Source organism: Roseiterribacter gracilis (assembly GCA_018332375.1).
Taxonomy (GTDB): Bacteria; Pseudomonadota; Alphaproteobacteria; order BOG-932; family Roseiterribacteraceae; genus Roseiterribacter; species Roseiterribacter gracilis.
Genome location: BOPV01000001.1, coordinates 1,488,814 through 1,508,316, shown reverse-complemented (window position 1 = coordinate 1,508,316; position 19,503 = coordinate 1,488,814). Strand labels below are relative to the sequence as shown.

The 19,503-nt window shown below is 62.2% G+C and carries 20 protein-coding genes; 3 read left to right on the top strand and 17 right to left on the bottom strand.

Features of this window, described 5'->3' with window-relative positions:
* Nucleotides 1-66 precede the first annotated feature (66 nt).
* Nucleotides 67-963 (top strand): EamA family transporter, encoded by an 897-nt coding sequence (locus TMPK1_RS07465; RefSeq protein WP_420242336.1) that lies wholly within the window; start codon nucleotides 67-69, stop codon nucleotides 961-963.
* Nucleotides 964-1,137: 174 nt separating this feature from the next.
* Here TMPK1_RS07465 and TMPK1_RS07460 read toward each other — a convergent pair whose 3' ends face one another.
* The 13 genes from TMPK1_RS07460 to TMPK1_RS07400 form a co-directional block, all read right to left on the bottom strand.
* Nucleotides 1,138-1,698: a NifU family protein gene (locus TMPK1_RS07460; RefSeq protein ID WP_420242335.1), complete on the bottom strand. Its 561-nt coding sequence runs from the start codon at nucleotides 1,696-1,698 to the stop codon at nucleotides 1,138-1,140.
* Between the two features lie 65 nt (nucleotides 1,699-1,763).
* Nucleotides 1,764-2,255: a universal stress protein gene (locus TMPK1_RS07455; RefSeq protein WP_420242334.1), complete on the bottom strand. Its 492-nt coding sequence runs from the start codon at nucleotides 2,253-2,255 to the stop codon at nucleotides 1,764-1,766.
* An 8-nt stretch (nucleotides 2,256-2,263) separates the two neighbouring features.
* The gene (locus TMPK1_RS07450) at nucleotides 2,264-2,998 is read right to left on the bottom strand and encodes a TIGR02186 family protein (protein WP_420242333.1); all 735 of its coding nucleotides are present in this window, start codon (nucleotides 2,996-2,998) and stop codon (nucleotides 2,264-2,266) included.
* Nucleotides 2,995-3,918 carry a sulfite exporter TauE/SafE family protein gene (locus tag TMPK1_RS07445; protein ID WP_420242332.1) on the bottom strand — a complete coding sequence of 308 codons (924 nt, stop codon included), beginning with the start codon at nucleotides 3,916-3,918 and terminating at the stop codon, nucleotides 2,995-2,997. The genes TMPK1_RS07450 and TMPK1_RS07445 overlap by 4 nt, the downstream gene beginning before the upstream one ends.
* Before the next feature lie 39 nt (nucleotides 3,919-3,957).
* Nucleotides 3,958-4,953, bottom strand: a complete 996-nt coding sequence (trpS, locus tag TMPK1_RS07440; RefSeq protein ID WP_420242331.1) for a tryptophan--tRNA ligase — start codon at nucleotides 4,951-4,953, stop codon at nucleotides 3,958-3,960.
* Nucleotides 4,950-6,524 (bottom strand): murein biosynthesis integral membrane protein MurJ, encoded by a 1,575-nt coding sequence (murJ, locus tag TMPK1_RS07435; protein WP_420242330.1) that lies wholly within the window; start codon nucleotides 6,522-6,524, stop codon nucleotides 4,950-4,952. The genes trpS and murJ overlap by 4 nt, the downstream gene beginning before the upstream one ends.
* A 40-nt stretch (nucleotides 6,525-6,564) precedes the next feature.
* A complete protein-coding gene (locus TMPK1_RS07430; protein WP_420242329.1) occupies nucleotides 6,565-7,302 on the bottom strand; it encodes an ABC transporter permease in 738 nt (245 codons plus the stop codon).
* Nucleotides 7,299-8,051 (bottom strand): ABC transporter permease, encoded by a 753-nt coding sequence (locus TMPK1_RS07425; protein ID WP_420242328.1) that lies wholly within the window; start codon nucleotides 8,049-8,051, stop codon nucleotides 7,299-7,301. Before TMPK1_RS07425 ends, TMPK1_RS07430 begins: the two co-directional genes overlap by 4 nt.
* Nucleotides 8,048-8,503, bottom strand: coding sequence for a lysozyme inhibitor LprI family protein (locus tag TMPK1_RS07420; RefSeq protein WP_420242327.1), 456 nt, complete (start codon nucleotides 8,501-8,503; stop codon nucleotides 8,048-8,050). Before TMPK1_RS07420 ends, TMPK1_RS07425 begins: the two co-directional genes overlap by 4 nt.
* Complete coding sequence (locus TMPK1_RS07415; protein WP_420242326.1) at nucleotides 8,500-9,294, bottom strand: ABC transporter ATP-binding protein; 795 nt, start codon at nucleotides 9,292-9,294, stop codon at nucleotides 8,500-8,502. The genes TMPK1_RS07420 and TMPK1_RS07415 overlap by 4 nt, the downstream gene beginning before the upstream one ends.
* Nucleotides 9,291-10,268 carry an ABC transporter substrate-binding protein gene (locus TMPK1_RS07410; protein WP_420242325.1) on the bottom strand — a complete coding sequence of 326 codons (978 nt, stop codon included), beginning with the start codon at nucleotides 10,266-10,268 and terminating at the stop codon, nucleotides 9,291-9,293. Before TMPK1_RS07410 ends, TMPK1_RS07415 begins: the two co-directional genes overlap by 4 nt.
* A gap of 40 nt (nucleotides 10,269-10,308) precedes the next feature.
* Nucleotides 10,309-10,782 carry a hypothetical protein gene (locus TMPK1_RS07405; RefSeq protein WP_420242324.1) on the bottom strand — a complete coding sequence of 158 codons (474 nt, stop codon included), beginning with the start codon at nucleotides 10,780-10,782 and terminating at the stop codon, nucleotides 10,309-10,311.
* Nucleotides 10,783-10,793: 11 nt separating this feature from the next.
* Nucleotides 10,794-11,117 carry a helix-turn-helix domain-containing protein gene (locus TMPK1_RS07400; RefSeq protein ID WP_420242323.1) on the bottom strand — a complete coding sequence of 108 codons (324 nt, stop codon included), beginning with the start codon at nucleotides 11,115-11,117 and terminating at the stop codon, nucleotides 10,794-10,796.
* A gap of 154 nt (nucleotides 11,118-11,271) precedes the next feature.
* Here TMPK1_RS07400 and TMPK1_RS07395 point away from each other — a divergent pair, with 154 nt between their 5' ends.
* Nucleotides 11,272-11,664, top strand: coding sequence for a hypothetical protein (locus TMPK1_RS07395; protein ID WP_420242322.1), 393 nt, complete (start codon nucleotides 11,272-11,274; stop codon nucleotides 11,662-11,664).
* Between the two features lie 148 nt (nucleotides 11,665-11,812).
* On the opposite strand, the gene TMPK1_RS07390 is transcribed toward TMPK1_RS07395, so the two are convergent.
* The 3 genes from TMPK1_RS07390 to TMPK1_RS07380 all read right to left on the bottom strand — a co-directional run bounded on the left by TMPK1_RS07390 (nucleotide 11,813) and on the right by TMPK1_RS07380 (nucleotide 16,943).
* Nucleotides 11,813-12,814: a hypothetical protein gene (locus TMPK1_RS07390; protein WP_420242321.1), complete on the bottom strand. Its 1,002-nt coding sequence runs from the start codon at nucleotides 12,812-12,814 to the stop codon at nucleotides 11,813-11,815.
* A complete protein-coding gene (locus tag TMPK1_RS07385; protein ID WP_420242320.1) occupies nucleotides 12,814-14,109 on the bottom strand; it encodes an AAA family ATPase in 1,296 nt (431 codons plus the stop codon). Before TMPK1_RS07385 ends, TMPK1_RS07390 begins: the two co-directional genes overlap by 1 nt.
* Before the next feature lie 62 nt (nucleotides 14,110-14,171).
* Nucleotides 14,172-16,943, bottom strand: coding sequence for a [protein-PII] uridylyltransferase (locus tag TMPK1_RS07380; protein ID WP_420242319.1), 2,772 nt, complete (start codon nucleotides 16,941-16,943; stop codon nucleotides 14,172-14,174).
* A 113-nt stretch (nucleotides 16,944-17,056) separates the two neighbouring features.
* On the opposite strand from TMPK1_RS07380, the gene TMPK1_RS07375 reads away from it, so the two are divergent.
* Nucleotides 17,057-18,109, top strand: coding sequence for a hypothetical protein (locus TMPK1_RS07375; RefSeq protein WP_420242318.1), 1,053 nt, complete (start codon nucleotides 17,057-17,059; stop codon nucleotides 18,107-18,109).
* Nucleotides 18,110-18,309: 200 nt separating this feature from the next.
* Here TMPK1_RS07375 and metZ read toward each other — a convergent pair whose 3' ends face one another.
* Nucleotides 18,310-19,485, bottom strand: a complete 1,176-nt coding sequence (gene metZ, locus TMPK1_RS07370; RefSeq protein ID WP_420242317.1) for an O-succinylhomoserine sulfhydrylase — start codon at nucleotides 19,483-19,485, stop codon at nucleotides 18,310-18,312.
* Between the last annotated feature and the right edge of the window lie 18 nt (nucleotides 19,486-19,503).

Below are 19,503 nucleotides of genomic sequence, written 5' to 3'. Positions count from 1 at the left end.
TTCCGCTCACCTAGCCATGAGCGGAAGGCATGCGGCGTTGACGATCGGCGTCGGTAGGATCGGCCGATGACAACGACGGTCGCGACATCTCCATCTTTGCACGCGACGCGTCCGACGCCCGCGCATCTCTTGCTGGCGACGATGATCGCCTTCATCTGGGGCACCAACTTCGTCGCGATCCGGTGGGGGCTGGATTACCTGCCGCCCTTCTTGTTCGTCGCGTTGCGATTCAGCGTGGCCGCGCTTGCCTGTCTGGTTCTGCCGCGTCCGAACGTGTCGTGGCGTCTGATGATTGCGGCCGGCGTCGTGATGTTGGGCGGCCAATTCGGCTTTATGTTTCTCGCCATTCATCACGGCATGCCGCCGGGACTGGCGTCGGTGCTGATCCAGGCGCAAGTGCCGATCACGATTTTGCTCGCAGCGCTGTTGCAACGCGAGCTGCCGACCTCGGCACAGTTCGGCGCGATGCTGCTGGCGGTCGTGGGGCTGGTGCTCATCGCGCTGGATCTCAACGCCGATGTCAGCCTGCTCGCCTTCTTTCTGATGATGGGCGCTGCAATCTGCTGGGCGTCGGGCAACCAGATGGTGCGCGCGATGGGGCAGGTGAACGCGGTCGCGCTGATCTCGTGGATGAGTCTGTTCGCGGTGCCGCCGACGTTGCTTCTGTCGTTGTTGTTCGAAGATCTGCCCGTGATCCCCGAGACGCACGGACTCGCGGTCGCGGGCTTCGCGATCTTTTACAACGCAGTGATTTCGACCTGGGGCGGTTATGGCGCCTGGGCGTGGCTGCTGGCGCGCTACAAGGCCGCGACGGTTGCGCCGTTTGCGCTGCTGGTGCCGGTGATCGGCGCAAGCACGTCGGCCTTGCTGCTAGGCGAGACGTTCGACACGGCACGTCTCGCAGGTATGGCGCTGCTGGTGCTTGGCGTCGCCGGCAGCGTGTTCGGTGCGCGCCGGCGGTAGAAGTTTCTCGCCGCCACGACGCCACGGTTCACCACGCGATCGTGCCCGCGCGTAGCGCGAGGAAGATCACAGACGTTGCAGGATCAGGTACGTGCTTCGCACGCGGGAAGCATCGTGGCGCTCGTCGTGTTCGTGGCGTCGTGGTGGTGAAAGCGGCCAATCCGCCGCTCCACCTTACGCGGCGATCGCCCGGACTTCCGTCACTTCCGGAATGTAGTGGCGCAGCATGTTTTCGATGCCGGCTTTCAAGGTCAGCGTCGAAGACGGGCAACCAGCGCACGAGCCTTGCATGTGCAGGAACACGACGCCGTTTTCGAAGCCGTGGAAGGTGATGTCGCCGCCATCCGCCGCAACGGCGGGACGCACGCGCGTGTCGAGCAGTTCGACGATCTGCGAAACGATTTCGGCATCGGCTGCGTCGCCGGCTTTGTGCGCAGCCTGGGTCGCGCTTTCGTTCAGCGCCGGACGGCCGCTGGCGAAATGCTCCATCAAGGTCGCAAGCACCGACGGCTTCAAATCATCCCACTGCGTGTCGTCGCGCTTGGTGACGGTGACGAACTCGCGCGCCAGGAACACGCCGGTGACGCCGTCGACATGAAACAGCGCCTCGGCCAGAGGCGAGGTTGCGGCGGTTTCGGCGGAGCGGAATTCCGCCGTTCCTTGGTTCAACACCGCCCGGCCGGGCAGGAACTTCAAGGTTGCGGGGTTTGGCGTCGCTTCGGTCTGGATGAACATGATCAGTCGTCCCTTGGGATTACGGGACCGATCTCGTCCTGTTTGGCCCCCAGGTCAAGGTGCGTTCAAGTGATCACGTCCAACTGCGCGCGCGTCAGATTGCCCGGCACCAGGGTAACGGGGATGCGCAGCCGGCCAAATGACTTGGCGAGGTAGGAAATCAGCGGGCCTGGGCCTTCGGGGCCGGTCGCCGCACCCAGCACTAGGACCGATATCGTCGGTTCTTCTTCGATCAGCGCCAGCAGCTCTTCGCGCTTGTTGCCTTCGCGCATGTAGAGAACCGGCAAGGTGCCGGTCCAATCCTGGACCTCTTTCGCCAGTTTCAGCACCAGCAGCTCGGCTTCGCGGCGGATTTCTTCGCGCATCAATTCTTCGACCGAGCGCAGACCGTGTGTTTCGGGCGGCGGCGACACATGCAGCAGCGCAACATGGCCACCGGTACGGCGCGCACGCTTGGCGGCGTAGTACAGCGCGACCTGCATTTCGGCCGAGGAGTCGACCACGACAAGAAAGATCCGGTGTGACGCTGTTGCGGCAGCGAGTTCGACGTCGCTCATCGCTCACCTCATCCTTTGCGGAACGCGGCTGCTGCAGCCCAGCCGGCTGCAACCGCGAAGGCCAATGCGCACGCGGCATAGGTCGCTGCGTGTTGCTGCGAGAAAGAAAAAATCTCGGCCGAGAAGCCGATGCGGCTCACCACCAGCGGCGTCGATTGCGCGCTGACGACGGCGCCGTTGTTGAACAGCAGAACTTCGACTTGATAGAGGCCGGTCGGCACGTTGGCCGGGAAGGCGATCGTGGTGCGGAACAGACGCGGCCCAAGAAACTGCGTCTGGCGCGGCTCGGCCGGAAACAAGCCGCTTTGCTGCCGCGCCGCGATCAACGCCGCGCGATAGGGAGCGACGAACAGCTCTTCGCGCTTCTTCGAGGTCTCGAACCGCAGCTGGTCGGTGCCGATGCCATAGCGCGCACGTTGTTCGGCCGATGCGATCTCGGCCAGCGGTTTCGACGATGCGACTTCGTAAAAGCCGGGCACGTCCTTGAACGTTACCGCCGAACGATTGAGCCACAAACCAACTGTACGTTCTTTGCGCCGTATCACGACTTCGCTGGGCGGGCCGCGCACGATCACGACCAGATCGCCAGGCGCGTCGATCGCGCCGAACAACACAAGATCAGCGCCGGTGAAGCCGGTGGTGATTGCAACCAGGTGGCTCGACAGATCGGCGACGAGTTGCTGCGCCCGCGCCATCGGTGCGGTGACAAGCAACAGGATGAGGACGAGCAGCGCGCGGGTCATGAGCCGGGCGCGACCGTCTGCACGACGTAGGGCGTGTTTGGCGTCAGAACCAGATCCAGCCCCAGCTTGACCGCGACCAGCACGACCAGCGCTGCAAGCAGCGCGCGGATCTGTTCGCCGCGCAACAACATCGACAGGCGCGTGCCGAATTGCGCGCCGATGACGCCGCCGGCGATCAACAAGGCGCCCAGCACGACGTCGACCGTGTGGTTGGTCACTGCATGCAGAAAGGTTGCGATCGCAGTGGTGGCGATGATCTGGAACAGCGACGTACCTGCAACCAAGGTCGCGGGCATGCCCAGCAGGTAAATCATCGCGGGCACCAGCAAGAAGCCGCCGCCAATGCCCATGATCGCAACCAGCAGACCGCCGACGAAACCGATCAGCGCCGGCAACAGCGCGCTGATGTAAAGACGCGAGCGCGGAAAGCGGGTCTTGAACGGCAGGCGATGCAGCAACGTATGTTGGTGCAGTTTGCGCTGGCCCGGCCGTGTGGCGCGTCGCTGCAACAACGCACGCCCGCTTTCGATCAGCATCAGCGAACCGACCGTACCGAGGAAGAAAACGTAGGACAGCGAAATCGCAACGTCGACCTGGCCCAGCCGCTTCAACAACGCGAAGAGTTGCACGCCCACGACGCTGCCCAATGCACCGCCGATCAACATCACGATGCCAAGCTTCACGTCGACATTACCGCGGCGCCAATGCGCCAGCACGCCCGACACGCTGGCGGCGACCAGCTGGTTGGCCTGCGTGCCGACCGCAACGGCGGGCGGAATGCCGAGAAAGATCAGAAACGGCGTCATCAGGAAGCCGCCGCCGACGCCGAACAGGCCCGAGAGAAATCCAACCCCCGTGCCGAGCAACAAGATCACCAGCGCATCGACTGGCATCTCGGCGATCGGCAGGTAGATCTGCATCCGCTTAGGCGCCCCAGCGAAACAAGAGGGCTTTGTGCATCAGCGCACCAGACCCATCAGATCCTGCGCGCCGCGCAGGATCGGGTTGGCAACCGCAGCGGCACGCTCGGTGCCGAGTTTCAGCAACCGGTCCAGTTCGGCCTGGTCGCTCATCAGCTCGCGCATGCGCGCACCGATCGGCGCCAGTTTCTCGACGGCGAGATCGGCCAGCTCGGTTTTGAGCTTCGAGAATTGCGAACCGGCGAACTGCGCCACCACCTGATCGACGCTCTGCTCGGACAAGGCAGCGTAGATGGTGATCAGATTCTCGGCTTCGGGACGGCCGGTCAGCCCGTCCTTGGTATCGGGAAGATTGTCGCTGTCGCTTTTGGCTTTGCGGAATTTCAGCGCAATCGCATCGGCGTCGTCGGTCAGGTTGATGCGGCTATAGTCGCTCTCATCCGACTTCGACATTTTCTTCGAACCGTCGCGCAGACTCATAATGCGCGCGGCCTGGCCCTGGATCACCGGTTCGGGCAACGGGAAATACTCGACGCCGTAGCGGCGGTTGAATGCGCCGGCAATGTCGCGCGCCAGTTCAACATGCTGCTTCTGGTCTTCGCCGACCGGCACATGCGTGCCTTTGTAGAGAAGAATGTCGGCCGCCATCAGCACCGGATACGAGTAGAGGCCAAGACCCGACTCTTCGCGATGCTTGCCCGACTTCTCTTTGAACTGCGTCATGCGGTTCAGCCAGCCCATCGGCGTCAGCGTACCGAGCAGCCAACCCAGCTCGGCATGCCCAGGCACGGTCGACTGGGCGAAGATCACCGATCGTTCGGGATCGATGCCGGCCGCGATGAAGGCGGCGGTCACTTCGCGCGTCGAACGGCGCAGCGACTCCGGATCCTGCGGCACGGTCAGCGCATGCAGATCGACGACGCAGAAGAAATTCTCGGCCGTATCTTGCAGCCGAACCCAGTTCCGCAGCGCGCCAAGATAATTGCCGAGATGGAGCTGATTGGTGGGCTGGATGCCGGAGAAGATGCGGTTCATGCGCCGCCCTCTAGCCCTGTTGGCGTCGTGGGGTCAACGGACCGCGGCCGTTTCAGCATGGTGCGCAGGTCTCCGATGCGTGCGGCGCCCGTCACCAGGATGCCGGCGCCATAGGTCGCGAGGCCCGCTGCGATCAGCAGCACCAGATTGGGAATGCGGGGCAGGGCGGCCACAAACGGCACCGATCCGAGCGCCCAAAGCACCAAACCCATCGCGGCCGCAGCCAGCAGGATCCGCGGCGCGGCGCGTGTGAGGCGCCGGTCGATGCCAAGCTGGCCTCGGCGCTGGAGTGCCACTGTCAGCATCGCGACATTGACCCAGGCTGAGATGCCGGTCGCCATCGCGATCCCGACATGGCCGAGCGGTCGCAACAGCGCCAGCGCGATTCCAGTGTTGAGCAGCACGGTGAGGATCGAGAAACGCACCGGCGTTTTCGTATCGCCGCGCGCGAAGAATCCGGTCGAGAGCGACTTGGCCAACACATAGGCGGGAATGCCGGCGGCATAGGCGACCAGCGCGCGCGCAGTTTCGACGCCGTCGGCATCGGTGAATTTTCCGTGCGCGAACAAGGTCGTCAAAACCGGCACCGCGATGACGAGCAGCGCGGCAGCAGCCGGCACCGCCAGCAGCAAACCGATCTCCAGCGCGCGTGCCTGCAGCTCTTTTGCTTTGGCTTCGTCGCCTTGTTTCGCGGCGCGCGCCAGTTGCGGCAGCAGCGCGGTCGAAATTGCAACGCCGATCACGCCCAACGGCAGCTGGTACAGGCGCTGCGCGTAGTACAGCCACGTCATCGCGCCTTGTTCGAGCAAGGCGCCGAGCGAGATGTCGATATAGGCATTGATCTGTTCCGCGCCGGTGCCGACTGCCGCCGGCGCCATCACCGCGAACAGGCGCTTCACGCGCGGCGACCAGCTTGGCAGGCGCAGCTTCAACGGCACGCCGGCGCGGCGGCAGCTTCCGATCATCCACACGACCTGCACGATGCCGGCCGCGAACTCGCCCCACGCCATCGCGTGTCCGGCAGTCGGGAAGAACGGCGTCAGCAACAGGCCGGCGATCAGACAGACATTGAACAGCACCGGCGCGAAGGCGAACGGGCCGTAGCGATCGAGCGCGTTCAGCACGCCGCCCTGCAGCGCCGCGATCGAGATCAAGGTCAGGTACGGGAAGGTGATGCGCGTCAGCTCGATCGCGAGGTCCCAGCGCGGATCGTCGGCGGCCATGCCCCAGACCAGCAGATGCATCACCGCCGGCATGAACAGAATGGCGAGAATGGTCAGCGGCAGCAGAATGGACAGCAGCGCCGCCTGCGCTTCTTCGGCAAAGCGCGCAGCCGCTTCTTTGCCGTCGCTTGCCAAGGTGCTGGCGAAAATCGGCACGAAGGCGATCGAGAAGGCGCCTTCGGCGAACAGGCGGCGGAACAGGTTCGGTACGCGCAGCGCGATGACCAGCGCGTCCGACACGGGGCCAGCACCAAGGATCCCCGCCATCAACAGATCGCGGACGAATCCCAGCACGCGCGAGACAAGGGTGAGGCCGCCGACGGTGGCGACGGCACGAACGAAACTCATAGTCTCTGGTACGCGACCACGCGGGCGCGGTCGAGCGTGGTTAGGCCACGACTCGGGCGTGATCGAGCCGTCGCTCGAGCGCCAGCAACAAAGCGCTGGCACTGGTGGCAAAAATCGTCAGCAGCAAGGCAAGCGCGGTGATGGTGGCCGGGTCGTTGCGCTCCATCGCCTGCAGCAGCAGGTAACCGAGCCCGCGCTGCGAGGCGAACATTTCGCCGATCAAGGTGCCGAGCAAGGTCAGCGCCGTGCCGACTCGCAAACCCGCGACCAATTCGGGCAAGGCAGCCGGTAACAGAACGCTGCGCGCAATCTGCAGCTTGGTCAGCCGCATCGCGCGCGCGGCGCGCAACCAGCCCGGCTTGACGTTGCGCACGCCCGCCATCGTGAACAGCGCCACCGGGATGATTCCGTGCAGCGCGCCGAACGCGACTTTGGCGGCAAAGCCCAGCCCGAAGAAAAGCAGGATCACGGGATAGAGCGTGACTTTGGGAATGGCATAGAAGGCGGTCAGCATCGGCTCGCCGACCTCTGCCGCCAACCGGTCGGCGCCAAGCGCCAGACCGACCAGCAATCCGATCGCCAGCGACAGAACCAACGCCAGCGCAAAGGCGCGCGTCGTTTCCCAGACATGGCCGCCGAAATCCGGATCGGCAAACAAGCGTCCGATTTTTGCAAACGTACCGAGCGGCGGAGTCAGCACTTCAACGCCGACCAACAGGCTCGTCATCTGCCACACGCCCAGGATCGCAGCCAGCACCAACAGCTTGTCGAATTTCATCGCAAGCCTCGCCGGCGCAGCAGCCGCTTTTCCCAACCCGCCAGACTTGCGTTCAAGGTTGCGACGAAGACCAGCAGCAACAGAATGGCGCCGTACATCGCGCGATTGTCGAAGTTGTTGTAGGCGAACGCGATGCGGTGGCCGAACCCTTCATTGGCCAGGATGAACTCGCCCGCGACGACGCCGATGAAGGCATAAGCGACGACGAGTTTCAGGCCCGCAAACAACCACGGCGCCGCCGACGGCAACACGACGCGCAGCGCGGTCTGCGTGCGGGTCAACCGCATCGCCTGGGCTGCGCGCAACAAGGTGCGCGGCACGCGCTCGATGCCCTGGATCGTACTCAGCGTCATGGCGACGACCGCGAACAGAAACCCGATCGCGACCAACGGCCAGCGACCGAGTCCGAACAGGACGATGAACAGCGGGTAGAAGACGAAGGTTGGAATCGCGTACCAGCTTGCCAACAACGGATCGACCGCGCGCCGCAGGCGCGGGGCCCGCGTCAACGCCCAACCCAGCAACAGACCGACCGCGGACGACAAGGCGACTGCAATCGCAACCGTGGTCAGCGTCTCGACGATGGCGCGTTGCCATTCGCCGATCAGCACGATCTTCATCGCGCCCATCAACATCGCGCTGGGCGGAATGATCGCGGTCGGATCGATCCAGCGCAGGCTGCAGGCAAGTTCCAACAGCGCCACGAGCAGCGCGATCAGCAACCAGCGAATGGCTGCTGCACGCTTCATTTCGCCTTCGTTTCTTCGACCTGGCCTTTCAGCCACGTCGCTTGGTCGGCGGTCATTTCCATCGCGCAATAGGCCGCCACCGGAATCCACATCGTGCCACCACCTGCGGCTTCGCCGGGGAAGGCGCAGCGCGCGTCACGAAGCGTGATCCATTGGCGCTGAATGTCGCGCAGCTTAGCTTTCATCTTGTCGTCGAGGCTTCTCATCGCCGCGCCATAGTCGCGGTTGAGCCACGCGTCCCACACCGCATGTTCGCGCTCAACGCAACCGGTTTGGTCGGACGTGCTGATCGCCTTTTCCAGGCATTTGTCGGCAATGACGCCGATGCATTGGCGCGGCGCCGTTGGGTGGCTCGCGATACAGGCTTCGACCGTCTTAACGTCGGCAGGCGCCGGCGCTGCAAATGCGGTCGGCGCAAACAGCAGCAGAGATGCTAGCAGCGCACGCCTCATTGCGTCGCCATGCTCTTCATCGACTCACCGCGCAAGGTCGACCACAGGCGTGCCGTGACGGCGCCGAACGACGGTTCGGACACGATGCGGCTGTCGCGGTCGCGCGGCCAATCGGTTTCGACCAGATCGAGAATAACGCCTGGCCGTGCCGACATCACCGCGACGCGATCCGACAACATCGCCGCTTCGTCGAGCGCATGCGTGATCAACAACACCGTCGCGCCGGTTTCGCGCCACAGCCGCAACAGCTCGTCGCCCATCAGCAAACGCGTCTGCTGATCCAATGCACCGAACGGTTCGTCGAGCAGCAACAGGCGCGGGCGTGTGACCAGGGTGCGCGCGATGCACAGGCGCTGGCGCATGCCGCCCGACAATTGCACCGGATAGGACTCGGCAAAGCTCGCCAATCCCATGAAGGACAAGGTCGCGTCGACACGTTCTTTGATTTCGGCCGGTGCCATGCCCGCGCGCGCTAAGGCAAAGCCCGCATTCTCGCGTACGGTCAGCCAGGGAAAGCTGGAATCTTCCTGGAACACGACGCCGATCCCGTCGGGCACTTCGCCCTGCACCAGTTTGCCTTCGAACTCGATCGTGCCTTCGTCGGGGCGCGCCAGACCGGCAAGCACGTCGAGCAAGGTCGACTTGCCGCAACCGGACGGTCCGACGACCGACAGAAACTCGCCGCGCTTGAGATCCAGATCGACCGGACCCAACGCGTGCGTCGGCGGTTGTTTGCCGACGCCGCGATAGATCCGCTTTACGCCCCGTAATTTCGCGTGGGCATCGTTCACTTGAAGCTTTTCGGCAGGTCAGCAGGAAGCGCGCTTTCGTCGACCACTTTCTTCCAGTCGAAGTCGCCAGGCTCGATCGCCTGCACCAGGCGCAACCCCTGCAGCATCACGTCCATGCCTTCTTTGTCGAAGTCGCCGCGGCTCCAATAATCGCCTTTGACGTCTTTGACCGATGCCAGCGCCGCCTTCGCCTGGTCGAGCGGGATCTTGTATTCGGTCGCAACGATCTGCGCCGCTTCGTCGGGATTCGATTTGATGAACTCGACGCCTTTGCGGCGGGCTGCAATCAGGCCTTTCAACTTGTCACCGTTCGCCTTGATCCATTCGCTTTTGGCGACGCCGACGGTTTGCGTCACGTGCGGCAGCCAATCGGCGGCGTTGAAGGCCTTGCGATAGTTGTTCTTCTCGGCGCTCCAGGCAGGTTCGGTGACATAGAACATGTCGACGCCTTTTTCGCGCAGCACGGTCAGGCCGGCACCGATGCCGCCGATCGGCTTGCGCTCGACCTGGCCCGTCAACTTGTACTTGTCGAGCATGATCGTGGTGACCATGTCGGTGGTCGATTTGGGCGACGAATAGCCGAGCTTTTTGCCTTTGAGGTCAGCTTCGGTCTTGATCGAGTCATCGTCCTTGCGCGTCACGAAGACCATGTCGGCGAGGCTGACGACGCCGGCATGGACGATCTTCACGTCGAGCCCTTGCTGGATCGCCGCGATCGCGGCCGGCAGTGCGACTTCGCCGTAGGGAAGTTCGGACGCCAGCACGTTGCGCACCGTGGTGCCGCCGCCGGCCGATGTCAGGAACCCGGTGATGTCGAGGCCGGCGTCTTTGAACCAGCCTTTGTTCTTGGCGATGGCATAGGGGACGCCGTAGAGGCCGACGCCGAAATGCGTGATGGCGAGTTCGACGGCATTTGCCGTGGTCGTGCCTATCGTCAGGGCACCAACGGTCGCGAGTGTCAGAAACCTACGCATGCTGTTCCCTCCCGGTATGTGCCGCCGGTCTCGTGTCGGCTTAGCGGTTCGTAGTTGCACGTCGGCGCAGCCCGACGATCTTCGAGGCGCCCAAGAAGAGCATGACGCCCAGACCAATTTCTACAAACGCCGAAATTCGCGTGGCTTCGTTCTGCGGATCGGGCACGACGAAACCGAACTGATCGCGGCCAAATTCAAGCTTGGCGAGAATCCAGGCGATGTCGCTGATGCCGATGGCGACAAAGTACACGCCAATGCCGGCGAAGATGGCGGCCTCGATTCGGTCGCTCGTTACGGTCGCCGTCGTGTCGGACGGCAAGCCGCGCAGCGGCAGCAACCGTTCGCCGTAGCAGGCGAGAAAGACGCCTGCGACCAGCGGCAGCGCTTCGAGCAGGATGATCGGGAACGACGGAGCGGCGGCAAAGATCTGGTTCGGAATCGTCGCCAGTGTCTTCGCAGCGATGATGATCCCCGCCGCGCGTACCACCAACGACGCGAGCAGCCGTTCGTTCATCCGTAGCCCTCTTATTTGGTCCGTTTGCGCGCCGGCTTCTCTTCTTCGAAGAAAGCGGAGATCGGCACGTCGAGCGCTTCGGCGAGGCGCGCGAGTGTTCCGATATTGCAGGAGCGCGCGCCGCGCTCGTATTCGCTGAGTCGTCCTTTGCCGATGCCGGTTGAATCAGCGAGGTCTTGTTGACTCAGGTCCGCTTCGGTTCGGAGCCGACGAAGATTCTGCGCGAACAGATGTTCGGCTCGTTCTGCAGTGTCACTCAAAGCAAATCCACGCGACGCGTCGAGTTCATGCTTGCGCCTATAACCCGAAATGAGTACGATCCTGCGATCGCGCACTTATTGTATATGCGCGGCGGCCGAACGGAGTGGGCAAACACCCCGCCCGGCCTGACCACAAACCAAGAAGGACTTGGATCATGGCTGATTCCGAGAATACCCGAACTGCGCGCGCTTTGCGCCATACCCCGGTGGCCCGGGCGGGGAGGGGTGCATGAAGCCCAACGACGACCCGGCGCTGGCGATGTGCAGCCTCTGGCAGACCAACTGCGACAAGCTGGAAGACGCGGCCACGCTCGCTTCGCGGTGCGAGCAGGTGTTGTTCGATATGGATGCGGACGATGCCGGGCGGCCCGAAGCCGAACGCCAGCATCTTGCCGCCGCGCGTGCGCGCGACCGGATTTCCGACGACCTTGACTCGTTGGCGCGCACCATCTTTCGGTTCGAAGCGAAAACATTCGAAGGCACCGCAGCGAAACTCGCCGTTGCTATTCGCGGCGACGCACCATCGCCAACCGATCCAAATCCGCCGTGGCCGCAATTGCGTTCGGTGCTGGACGATCTGGTGAGGTTGGTCGCGGCTTCAGATAAAATCACATCCGCATAAAACGAACGCCGCGCCGTCGTTCGAGATGGCGCGGCGCTGCCCTATGCCTACGAATTTTCGTCTAGAAGGCAAAATGTCGTCTCTCTTAGTTTCTTGGCTGACGACTACGTCCTGCAAAACATCATATGGCGCGATGTTAGGTTGGGTCTCAAAATTTTCGCGACCGTAACCGACCGATCCGATGTGCCTGCGCGTGCAATACGGCGGCAACGTTCTTCAACCACGTTCTCGTAGACTGATGTCGTGGGGTTTCTGCAGCGGTCATGTAGTTTGTTGCGGCGGCCTGCACTTTGGGCGCGTTTTGCAGCCCGTCAGGTTGCGCTCCTAACCATAACAGCGCGAGGGAAATTGCTGGCTCCATTCTCACTGTGCTTGTGCAAGCGCCAATTGAGAGAAAGATGATCGGAGTCACTGCCGCCATCTCAATGTTCAGGCAATGCGCTAAGATTCGCACTAGATCTTTCCCGTGGACTAAGTGCGCATCAATCAGATCGCGAAATCGTTCTTGCTCGCTAGCGCATGCTGCCTCGTACCGAGCCAATTCCGATAGTGATATGCCTGCGTTCTGGAGAAGTGCCTGGGCAAGCTTCCGTTGATCAAACGATGACGCACGGCGGTCGGTAAAACGACCGAAGCCTTTCTCAAGCGTTCGATTAAAGGGTAAATCTAGTTGAAGGCGTTGCGAAGCAACGCGCATGAGTCCAACGGGCCGAGCAACATTTGATATGGCAGCTATCAATGGTGCGGCTTTTTCCGCATCGCCAAGTCCGGTTGCGCAAAGTTCTTCAAAGCAAACGGGACACAGCGCGTAGCATTCGAGATCTCGATAATCAGTAGTCCACACATTGCGCGGCGTTTCGACTTCCAGCAGCTTGTCCATATCGGCGTCGGCGAAGAAACGTAGCCGATCTGAAAGCTCGTGAACTAAGAACGTCTTTGCAGCCCAGATTAGACGCCCGCGTTCTCCGCCGAGGACAGAAGGACATTCCAACGCGCTAATCGGATAGACAGACGCCCGATCTCGCTCTGCGGTTGGAAGAAGCTTTCGCCAGAATGCGAGGTCTCGATGGCCTTCGACGAATAGAACAATGCGCTGAGAGTCTTCTGTTAGCTCCAGCTCAAACTCACCGAGAGTCCACTGCGCCGTCATCAATCTATCGCTGATAGCGACTTAGTACGATCGCGATGCTCAGCAGATATCGCCATCGAGTGAGTTGCGAAGATAAATAACGGCGAGGCTCCTGCGGCACATCTTGCGAGCGCACCGACCACCTTGCGTTGCCATCCGACGTGAAGCGACAGCTCCGGCTCGTCGATTGCGATAATGCTACCTGATCGGCGGCAAAGAAGCGCCGCTACCATCATCAATAAGAAATGATATTCCCCGGAGCTCAGCTCCGATTCTCTTAAATTCTGCAGCTGATCGGTCTCAATCTTTAAGCCTAATCGAGCATCGACTCTTACGGTCTTTGCAACGAGAAATTCGTCCATAATCTTCTCGAATTCGAGAAGCCGATGAGCGATCAGCTCTCTTGAGCTTTGCTTATTTGTCTGTGTTTCGACGTACGTCTCGAGAAGAGCAAGGCTGTGCTCGTCGCTGGTAAATTCGCCCGAGATCAGCAGGTCGGTCAGCGTCTCAATATCAACATCGTCGGTTTGCAAGCCGAGTCGTTTCATTTCCGGTATTCGCGCGGCAATAGCCTTAACGCGCGATAGGAGTTGCTCGGGTTTCGCGACAACCTTGTCCGTCTTGAAACGCTGCAAAATGCGCGGGAGAAGTTCCAGATTCTCAGCTTGAAAGAATTTGCGGTAGTTAACCTGCGCTTCTCGCATAAATTCGCGAACTTTATCGGCAAGGGGTTCGAGCTCTTTGCCACGCCCTTGGTGCTTAACTGAATATCGCCCGGGGCTTACCTGAACGACTGAGTCGATGTCGAATGTTTCGCGTTGATCGAATGTCGACCTGGTCGTGTCCAGAAACTGAAACGAGATATGTTTCAGGACTCGTTTTGTCTGCTCACGAACGGCGTCAATCGCAAGCTGTTCGCGTGGTGAGTATACGTTTGGCTGCCGTTTGTCTTTTGCCAAGAATGCTTCTTTGCCGCCGAATGATATTCTCAACGGGCGGTCTTCATTGGAGGTGCGCTCTACTTGCAGCACTTCTCCATTCGAGAACTCAAGGATCGCATTTCGAAAGGGCACTGCGCGGAAAGTGTCGAAGTTCATCGACGTCGCGCCCGCCAACATCTTTAGTATCGTGGTTTTTCCGGAACCGTTTTGCCCAGAAAGAATCAAGATGCTCGGTTCGGAAGCGAGTTCCGCAGCGGGTGGGAAGTCGATTGCGATCGGGCTTCGACCAAATAGTCCGTCAATCGCGAAGCGGTGCAGACGAACAGGTTGTAATGCGGCGCCTTCCGCGTCGATGTCGGATTGAGGGCTCGCCATCTCCGTCTCCCATCATCGTGGGCCGCAGCCCACAGTCCATCAATAACTGATTCTTATCGTTCTTACGCGCTTTTCTTTTCTTCCGGTTCCGCCAGCGCCTTTAGCAGCGCTTCGCGGACCTTGCCCAGCTTTCCTTCGTCGGTGATCTTCATGCCGAACACGTCGCGCACATAGAAGACGTCGACGACTTTGTGGCCGTAGGTCGAGATCTTCGCGGTTGCGATCGACAGCGACAAGCGCGTCAATGTCGTCGTCAAGGCGTGCAACAGGCCGGCGCGGTCGCGGCCGTTGATCTCGATCACGGTGTGGAACTTGGACGCGCCATTGTCGATCAGCACGCGCGGCGTGACCTGGAACGAGCGAGCCCGGCGCGGCAAGGACGACGGCTTGCGCGCCAGTTCCTTCGACAGAAGCAGCTTGCCGGCCAGCGCGCGTTCGACCGCACGCGTCAGCTTCTCGCGCGCGCTTTCGCCTTCGAGCGCACTGCCGCTCGCGTCCTGCACCGAGAAGACGTCCAGCGCCATGCCGTTGGTCAGCGTGTGAATCTTGGCGTCGACGATGGTGAGGCCGGTCCACGCAATCGCGCCCGCCAAGCGTGCGAACAGGCCGGGATGGTCGGCGGCATAGACCGTGACTTCGGTGACGTCCCGGCCGACATCGTCGCGCGTCGCCAGCACGAATTCGCGGCCGAGCTGCTGCGCCTCGCGCGCCAACCTGGCGTGGTGGGCGTGGCCGGCGGGATCGAACGCAAGCCAATAGCCGCCGGAACCCAAGCGCGCGAAACGCTCGAATTCGCCGTCGCTCCAATCGGTGAGCAGCGTGCGCGTGTTTTCTTTCAGCGCGTCGATGCGGGCACGGGCGCGGCTGGTGACTTGTTCATCGCTCGACGTCGCCAGCCATTCATCGGCGCGCAGATACAGCTCGGTCAGCAGCGCCGACTTCCACGCGTTCCAGCGGCCGGGGCCGACTGCGCGAATGTCTGTCGAAGTCAGGATCGCCAGCAGCTTCAACCGTTCCGGGCTTTGCACCAGCTCGGCGAAGGCACGCACGGTTTCTTCGTCTTCGAGATCGCGCTTGAACGCCGCGTCCGACATCGCAAGATGCCAGCGCACCAGCCACGACGCGGTTTCGACTTCTTCGGGCGACAGGCCCAGGCGCGGCCCGAGATGCTGCGCGACTTTGGCGCCCAACACCGAATGATCGCCGCCGCGGCCTTTGGCGATGTCGTGCAGCAACAACGCCACCGACAAAGCGCGGTGCGAAGCGATTTGCTGGATCAGGTCCGAGGCGAGCGGCAGCTCGTCTTTCATCTCGCCGGCCGCAATGCGATGCAGAATGCCCATCGCCTGCAACGTGTGCTCGTCGACTGTGTACCAATGGTACATGTCGTATTGCATCTGCGCGACGACACGGCCGAAGTCGGGCACGAAACGGCCGAGCACGCCGGCTTCGTTCATGCGGCGCAAGGTGGTTTCGGGGTTCTTCGGTCCGGTCAGAATATCCAGGAACAGTTGGTTCGCTTCCGGATCTTCGCGCACGTCGGGACCGATGCGGCGCAGCTCGCGACGAATGGCGCGCAGCGCATGCGGATGCACGTCGTAGTCTTTGTCATGCGCGGTCGCGAACAGGCGGATCATGTCGACCGGATCGCGTGCGAACTGATCGTCGCGCGCAATGTCGAGGCGATCGCCGGAGACGAGAAAGCCGCCGACCTTCTTCGGGCGCGACCGGCGCAGCCACTGCCAGCGCGTCGTACCGCTCGAGGTTTCGAAATCGGCGCACAACACGCGCGTCAGATCGCCGACGTCTTTGGCGACCAGGAAATAGTGTTTCATGAAACGCTCGACGCCTTTGGCGCCGGCGTGATCGGTATAGGCGAGCCGCTGGCCGATCTCGGTCTGCAGATCGAAGGTCAGACGGTCTTCGAGACGACCGGCGGTCAGTTGCAACCAGCAGCGCACGGTGCGCAGGAAGGTCTGCGCCTTGGCGAAACGTTGTGCTTCTTCGGCGGTGAGCTTGCCCAGCGGCACCAGCTCGTCGATCGAGTGCACCTTGTAGAGCGTCTTCGCGATCCATTGCAGCGTGTGCAGGTCGCGCAGACCGCCTTTGCCTTCTTTGACGTTGGGCTCCAGCACGTAGCGGCTGTCGCCCCAGCGTTTGTGGCGCGCGTCGCGCTCGGCCAGCTTGGCCTGCACGTACGCGGTCTCGCTGCCGGTTTCAACGCTGCGGTGATATTTGCGGTCGAGATCGCGATACAGCTTGGCATCGCCCGCGATGAAGCGGCGATCGAGCAGCGAGGTGCGGATCAGCACGTCGCCTTTTGCAAGCCGTACACATTCGTCGATCGAACGCACCGCGTGACCGACTTTCAGGCCGAGATCCCACAGCGTGTACAGGACGTGTTCGACCACTTGCTCGACGCGCGGCGTGCGCTTGTAGGGAAGCACGAACAGCAGATCGAGATCGCTGAACGGTGCCAGGTCGCCGCGGCCATACCCGCCAAGTGCAACCAGTGCGAGACGTTCGCCGGTGGTCGGGTTGGCAACCGGGAAAAGCCGTTCGGTCGTATAGTCGAACAGCGCCATCACGATCCGGTCGAGCAGGCGCGCGTGATCGATCATGTACGCGTCGCCGTCATCGTCTCGCGCCAATCGGCGCGCCAGCGCCTCGCGGCCGCTTTCGAGCGAGCGGCGCAACGCCACCATCACGGCCGCGCGCGAGGCTTCGGCCGAATCGCCGTCGCCCAGCACGCGTGCCAGCGCCGGGGCGTATTCGTCGACGTCGAAGCCCGAGCGCCGGGCGCGGGGACGGGAATGGGGGAGGGCGACAGTCATAGTTGGATCGTTATAGTGCCGCCGACCGGGTCAGCAGAACCCGGCAGTACGAGGGACCTGGCGTGGCTATCGATCCGATCAAGCATTGTTTGCAGTCTGGCTCTGGACGGGTGTTGAGCTGCCTTGGCGTCACCGCAAAGCTGCCGCCGGGCGACCCGGGCCTGTTGTTCAAAACGCCGATCCTGAATCAGACGATTCTGATCAAGGAAGCATTGCTGCAGCGTGAACGCCACGGTGGGCTCGAAGGTGCGCGGGTCGCAACCAAACTCTATCTGCCGTTCGACGGCGCCAACCCGCTCGAAGGCGGTCGCACGGTCTTCTTCGGCCAGCGGACCTTCGATGCCGGCATGTCCGAGCTGCTGGATCTGTCGGTCGATGAGCGGCGCAAGGCGCTCGATTTCGACAAGATGGTTCTGCGCACGCTCGACGAGCTGCCGACCTTTGCTCCATTTTTGCTCAAAGATAAGCTCGAGCGCGCTGGCCTTACCTGCAGCCCGCTTTATTTCGAAATCAGCGACAACGAGTGGAATGAGATCCGCCGTTACATTCGCGACCGCTTCCGCCTGATCCTCGACAAGGTGGTCGGCGGCCACGGTACGGCCGCTGCGCTCGAACGTCTGATCGACGCGTTGTGGGATCTGCAGGACACGCGGGCGCTGGACAATCTGTCCAAGGCGTTCGGCCTGCCGTCGCTCGATTCTGCTGAGATCTTTTATAGCTGGAAGGGCGTGCTGTATTTCGCGTGGGAATATGCGCGCGTGAAGCCGCGCGTCCACGACATGCTGCGCTGGTTCCTCGACGTACCGCGCATCCTGCCGCGGTTCGCGCCGGCGCTGCGTCCCGACGTCGAACGCGCGATGCTGGGTCTGCAAGCGCAACTCGTCACCGTGCTGCGCGCGGTCGAAGACGAGCTCGGCGAATATGAAGGCGCGTTCAACGAGCTGTTCCTGGACGGCAAAGGATCGAGCCGCTTCACCGGCTTCCTGCGCCGCTCGCGCACCGTGTTCAATTCGATCGGCGGCGGCGTCGGCCAGTTGCAGCACGCGGCCGAAATCTGGGACGAGCTGACGCGCGGTTTCCCGCGCCGTCAGGCCAACTACGAAACCATCCTGGAACTGGAAGTCGGCGTCGGCGACGTCGTCAGCCGCGCGCGCACCGTAAATTGAGCGACCGCTGAGTCAGTAGTCAGCAAACCACCACGACGCCACGAGTCACAGCCAGCGGCGAGTTTACGTCGCAAGATGTGATGGCTTTGTCGACGCGCGAAGCGCGTCAGGAGAACCCTCTCACCTTGCGATGGGAACGCCTCACCAACTCATTCGCGTGGTGTTCTTGGTGTCGTGGTGGTTTGCAAGCTTGTGACTCGTCACCCAAGCGCGTTCGTCAGATCCTTCAGCAGATCGTCGGCATTCTCCAAGCCGACCGACAAACGCACCGTCCCGTCGGTGATGCCGACGCGGGCGCGTTCGGCGTCGGTCAGGCGCTGATGCGTCGTCGTCGCCGGATGGGTGATCAACGACTTCGCATCGCCGAGATTGTTCGAGATCGCGATCAGCTGCAGCCGGTTCAACGCAGCGAACGCGCCGTCCTTGCCGCCTTTGATGTTGAACGCGATCAGATTGCCGAAGCCGCCTTTCATCTGCGCCGCCGCCAGCGCGTGCTGCGGATGCGATTTCAGGCCGGGATAGGACAGGCGTTCGATCTTGGGATGGTGTTCCAGCGCGGCTGCAAGCTTGGCTGCGTTCTCGACGTGGCGCGCAACGCGTAGTTCCAGCGTCTCCAGTCCTTTCAGCAACACCCAGGCATTGAACGGCGACAAAGACGGGCCGGTGTGGCGCAGGAAGGGTGCGACTTTCTCGCCATAGGCATTGCTGCACAGAATGACGCCGCCCAGACAGCGTCCCTGGCCGTCGATATGTTTGGTCGCGGAATAGACGACGACGTCGGCGCCAAGCTGTAGTGGTTTCTGCAGCACCGGCGTCGCGAACACATTATCGACCACCACCAGCGCACCGGCGGCGTGCGCCAGCTTTGCGACTTCGCGAATGTCGACGATGTCGAGCATCGGATTGGCCGGCGATTCCAGAAACACGATATTGGCCGGGCGCGACAGGGCTTCGCGCCATTGCGCCAGATCGGTGCCGTCGACCAACGTCGCCTGCACGCCAAAGCGGCCGAGAATGTCGTTGATGATGTAGAGGCACGAGCCGAACAGCGCGTGCGGCGCTACGATGCGATCGCCCGCTTTCAAGCCGGCGGCGAGTGCCGCATAGACGGCGGCCATGCCGCTCGACGTTGCGAAGGCGCGCTCGGCGCCTTCGTACAGCGCCATGCGGCGCTCGAACATGTCGACGGTCGGGTTGCGATAGCGCGAATAGACAAAGCGCGAGCCGTCATTCTTGAACGCGGACTCGGCTTCTTCGGCGGTCTTGTAGACGTAACCGGACGTCATCCAGATCGCTTCCGACGTTTCGTCGAATTGCGAGCGCAAGCGGCCCGCATGGATCAGCAACGTCTCGTTCGCCCAATCTTGTTCGCTCATCGTCCGACCCTCTATCTC

Bases quoted from the DNA above. Each gene is read 5' to 3' on its own strand.
- TMPK1_RS07460 (WP_420242335.1), bottom strand. From the start codon at position 1,698: ATGTTCATCCAGACCGAAGCGACGCCAAACCCCGCAACCTTGAAGTTC.
- metZ (WP_420242317.1), bottom strand. From the start codon at position 19,485: ATGAGCGAACAAGATTGGGCGAACGAGACGTTGCTGATCCATGCGGGC.
- TMPK1_RS07430 (WP_420242329.1), bottom strand. From the start codon at position 7,302: ATGAAATTCGACAAGCTGTTGGTGCTGGCTGCGATCCTGGGCGTGTGG.
- TMPK1_RS07390 (WP_420242321.1), bottom strand. From the start codon at position 12,814: ATGACGGCGCAGTGGACTCTCGGTGAGTTTGAGCTGGAGCTAACAGAA.
- TMPK1_RS07420 (WP_420242327.1), bottom strand. From the start codon at position 8,503: ATGAGGCGTGCGCTGCTAGCATCTCTGCTGCTGTTTGCGCCGACCGCA.
- TMPK1_RS07385 (WP_420242320.1), bottom strand. From the start codon at position 14,109: ATGGCGAGCCCTCAATCCGACATCGACGCGGAAGGCGCCGCATTACAA.
- TMPK1_RS07455 (WP_420242334.1), bottom strand. From the start codon at position 2,255: ATGAGCGACGTCGAACTCGCTGCCGCAACAGCGTCACACCGGATCTTT.
- TMPK1_RS07380 (WP_420242319.1), bottom strand. From the start codon at position 16,943: ATGACTGTCGCCCTCCCCCATTCCCGTCCCCGCGCCCGGCGCTCGGGC.
- TMPK1_RS07405 (WP_420242324.1), bottom strand. From the start codon at position 10,782: ATGAACGAACGGCTGCTCGCGTCGTTGGTGGTACGCGCGGCGGGGATC.
- TMPK1_RS07395 (WP_420242322.1), top strand. From the start codon at position 11,272: ATGAAGCCCAACGACGACCCGGCGCTGGCGATGTGCAGCCTCTGGCAG.
- TMPK1_RS07465 (WP_420242336.1), top strand. From the start codon at position 67: ATGACAACGACGGTCGCGACATCTCCATCTTTGCACGCGACGCGTCCG.
- TMPK1_RS07450 (WP_420242333.1), bottom strand. From the start codon at position 2,998: ATGACCCGCGCGCTGCTCGTCCTCATCCTGTTGCTTGTCACCGCACCG.
- TMPK1_RS07410 (WP_420242325.1), bottom strand. From the start codon at position 10,268: ATGCGTAGGTTTCTGACACTCGCGACCGTTGGTGCCCTGACGATAGGC.
- trpS (WP_420242331.1), bottom strand. From the start codon at position 4,953: ATGAACCGCATCTTCTCCGGCATCCAGCCCACCAATCAGCTCCATCTC.
- TMPK1_RS07445 (WP_420242332.1), bottom strand. From the start codon at position 3,918: ATGCAGATCTACCTGCCGATCGCCGAGATGCCAGTCGATGCGCTGGTG.
- murJ (WP_420242330.1), bottom strand. From the start codon at position 6,524: ATGAGTTTCGTTCGTGCCGTCGCCACCGTCGGCGGCCTCACCCTTGTC.
- TMPK1_RS07425 (WP_420242328.1), bottom strand. From the start codon at position 8,051: ATGAAGCGTGCAGCAGCCATTCGCTGGTTGCTGATCGCGCTGCTCGTG.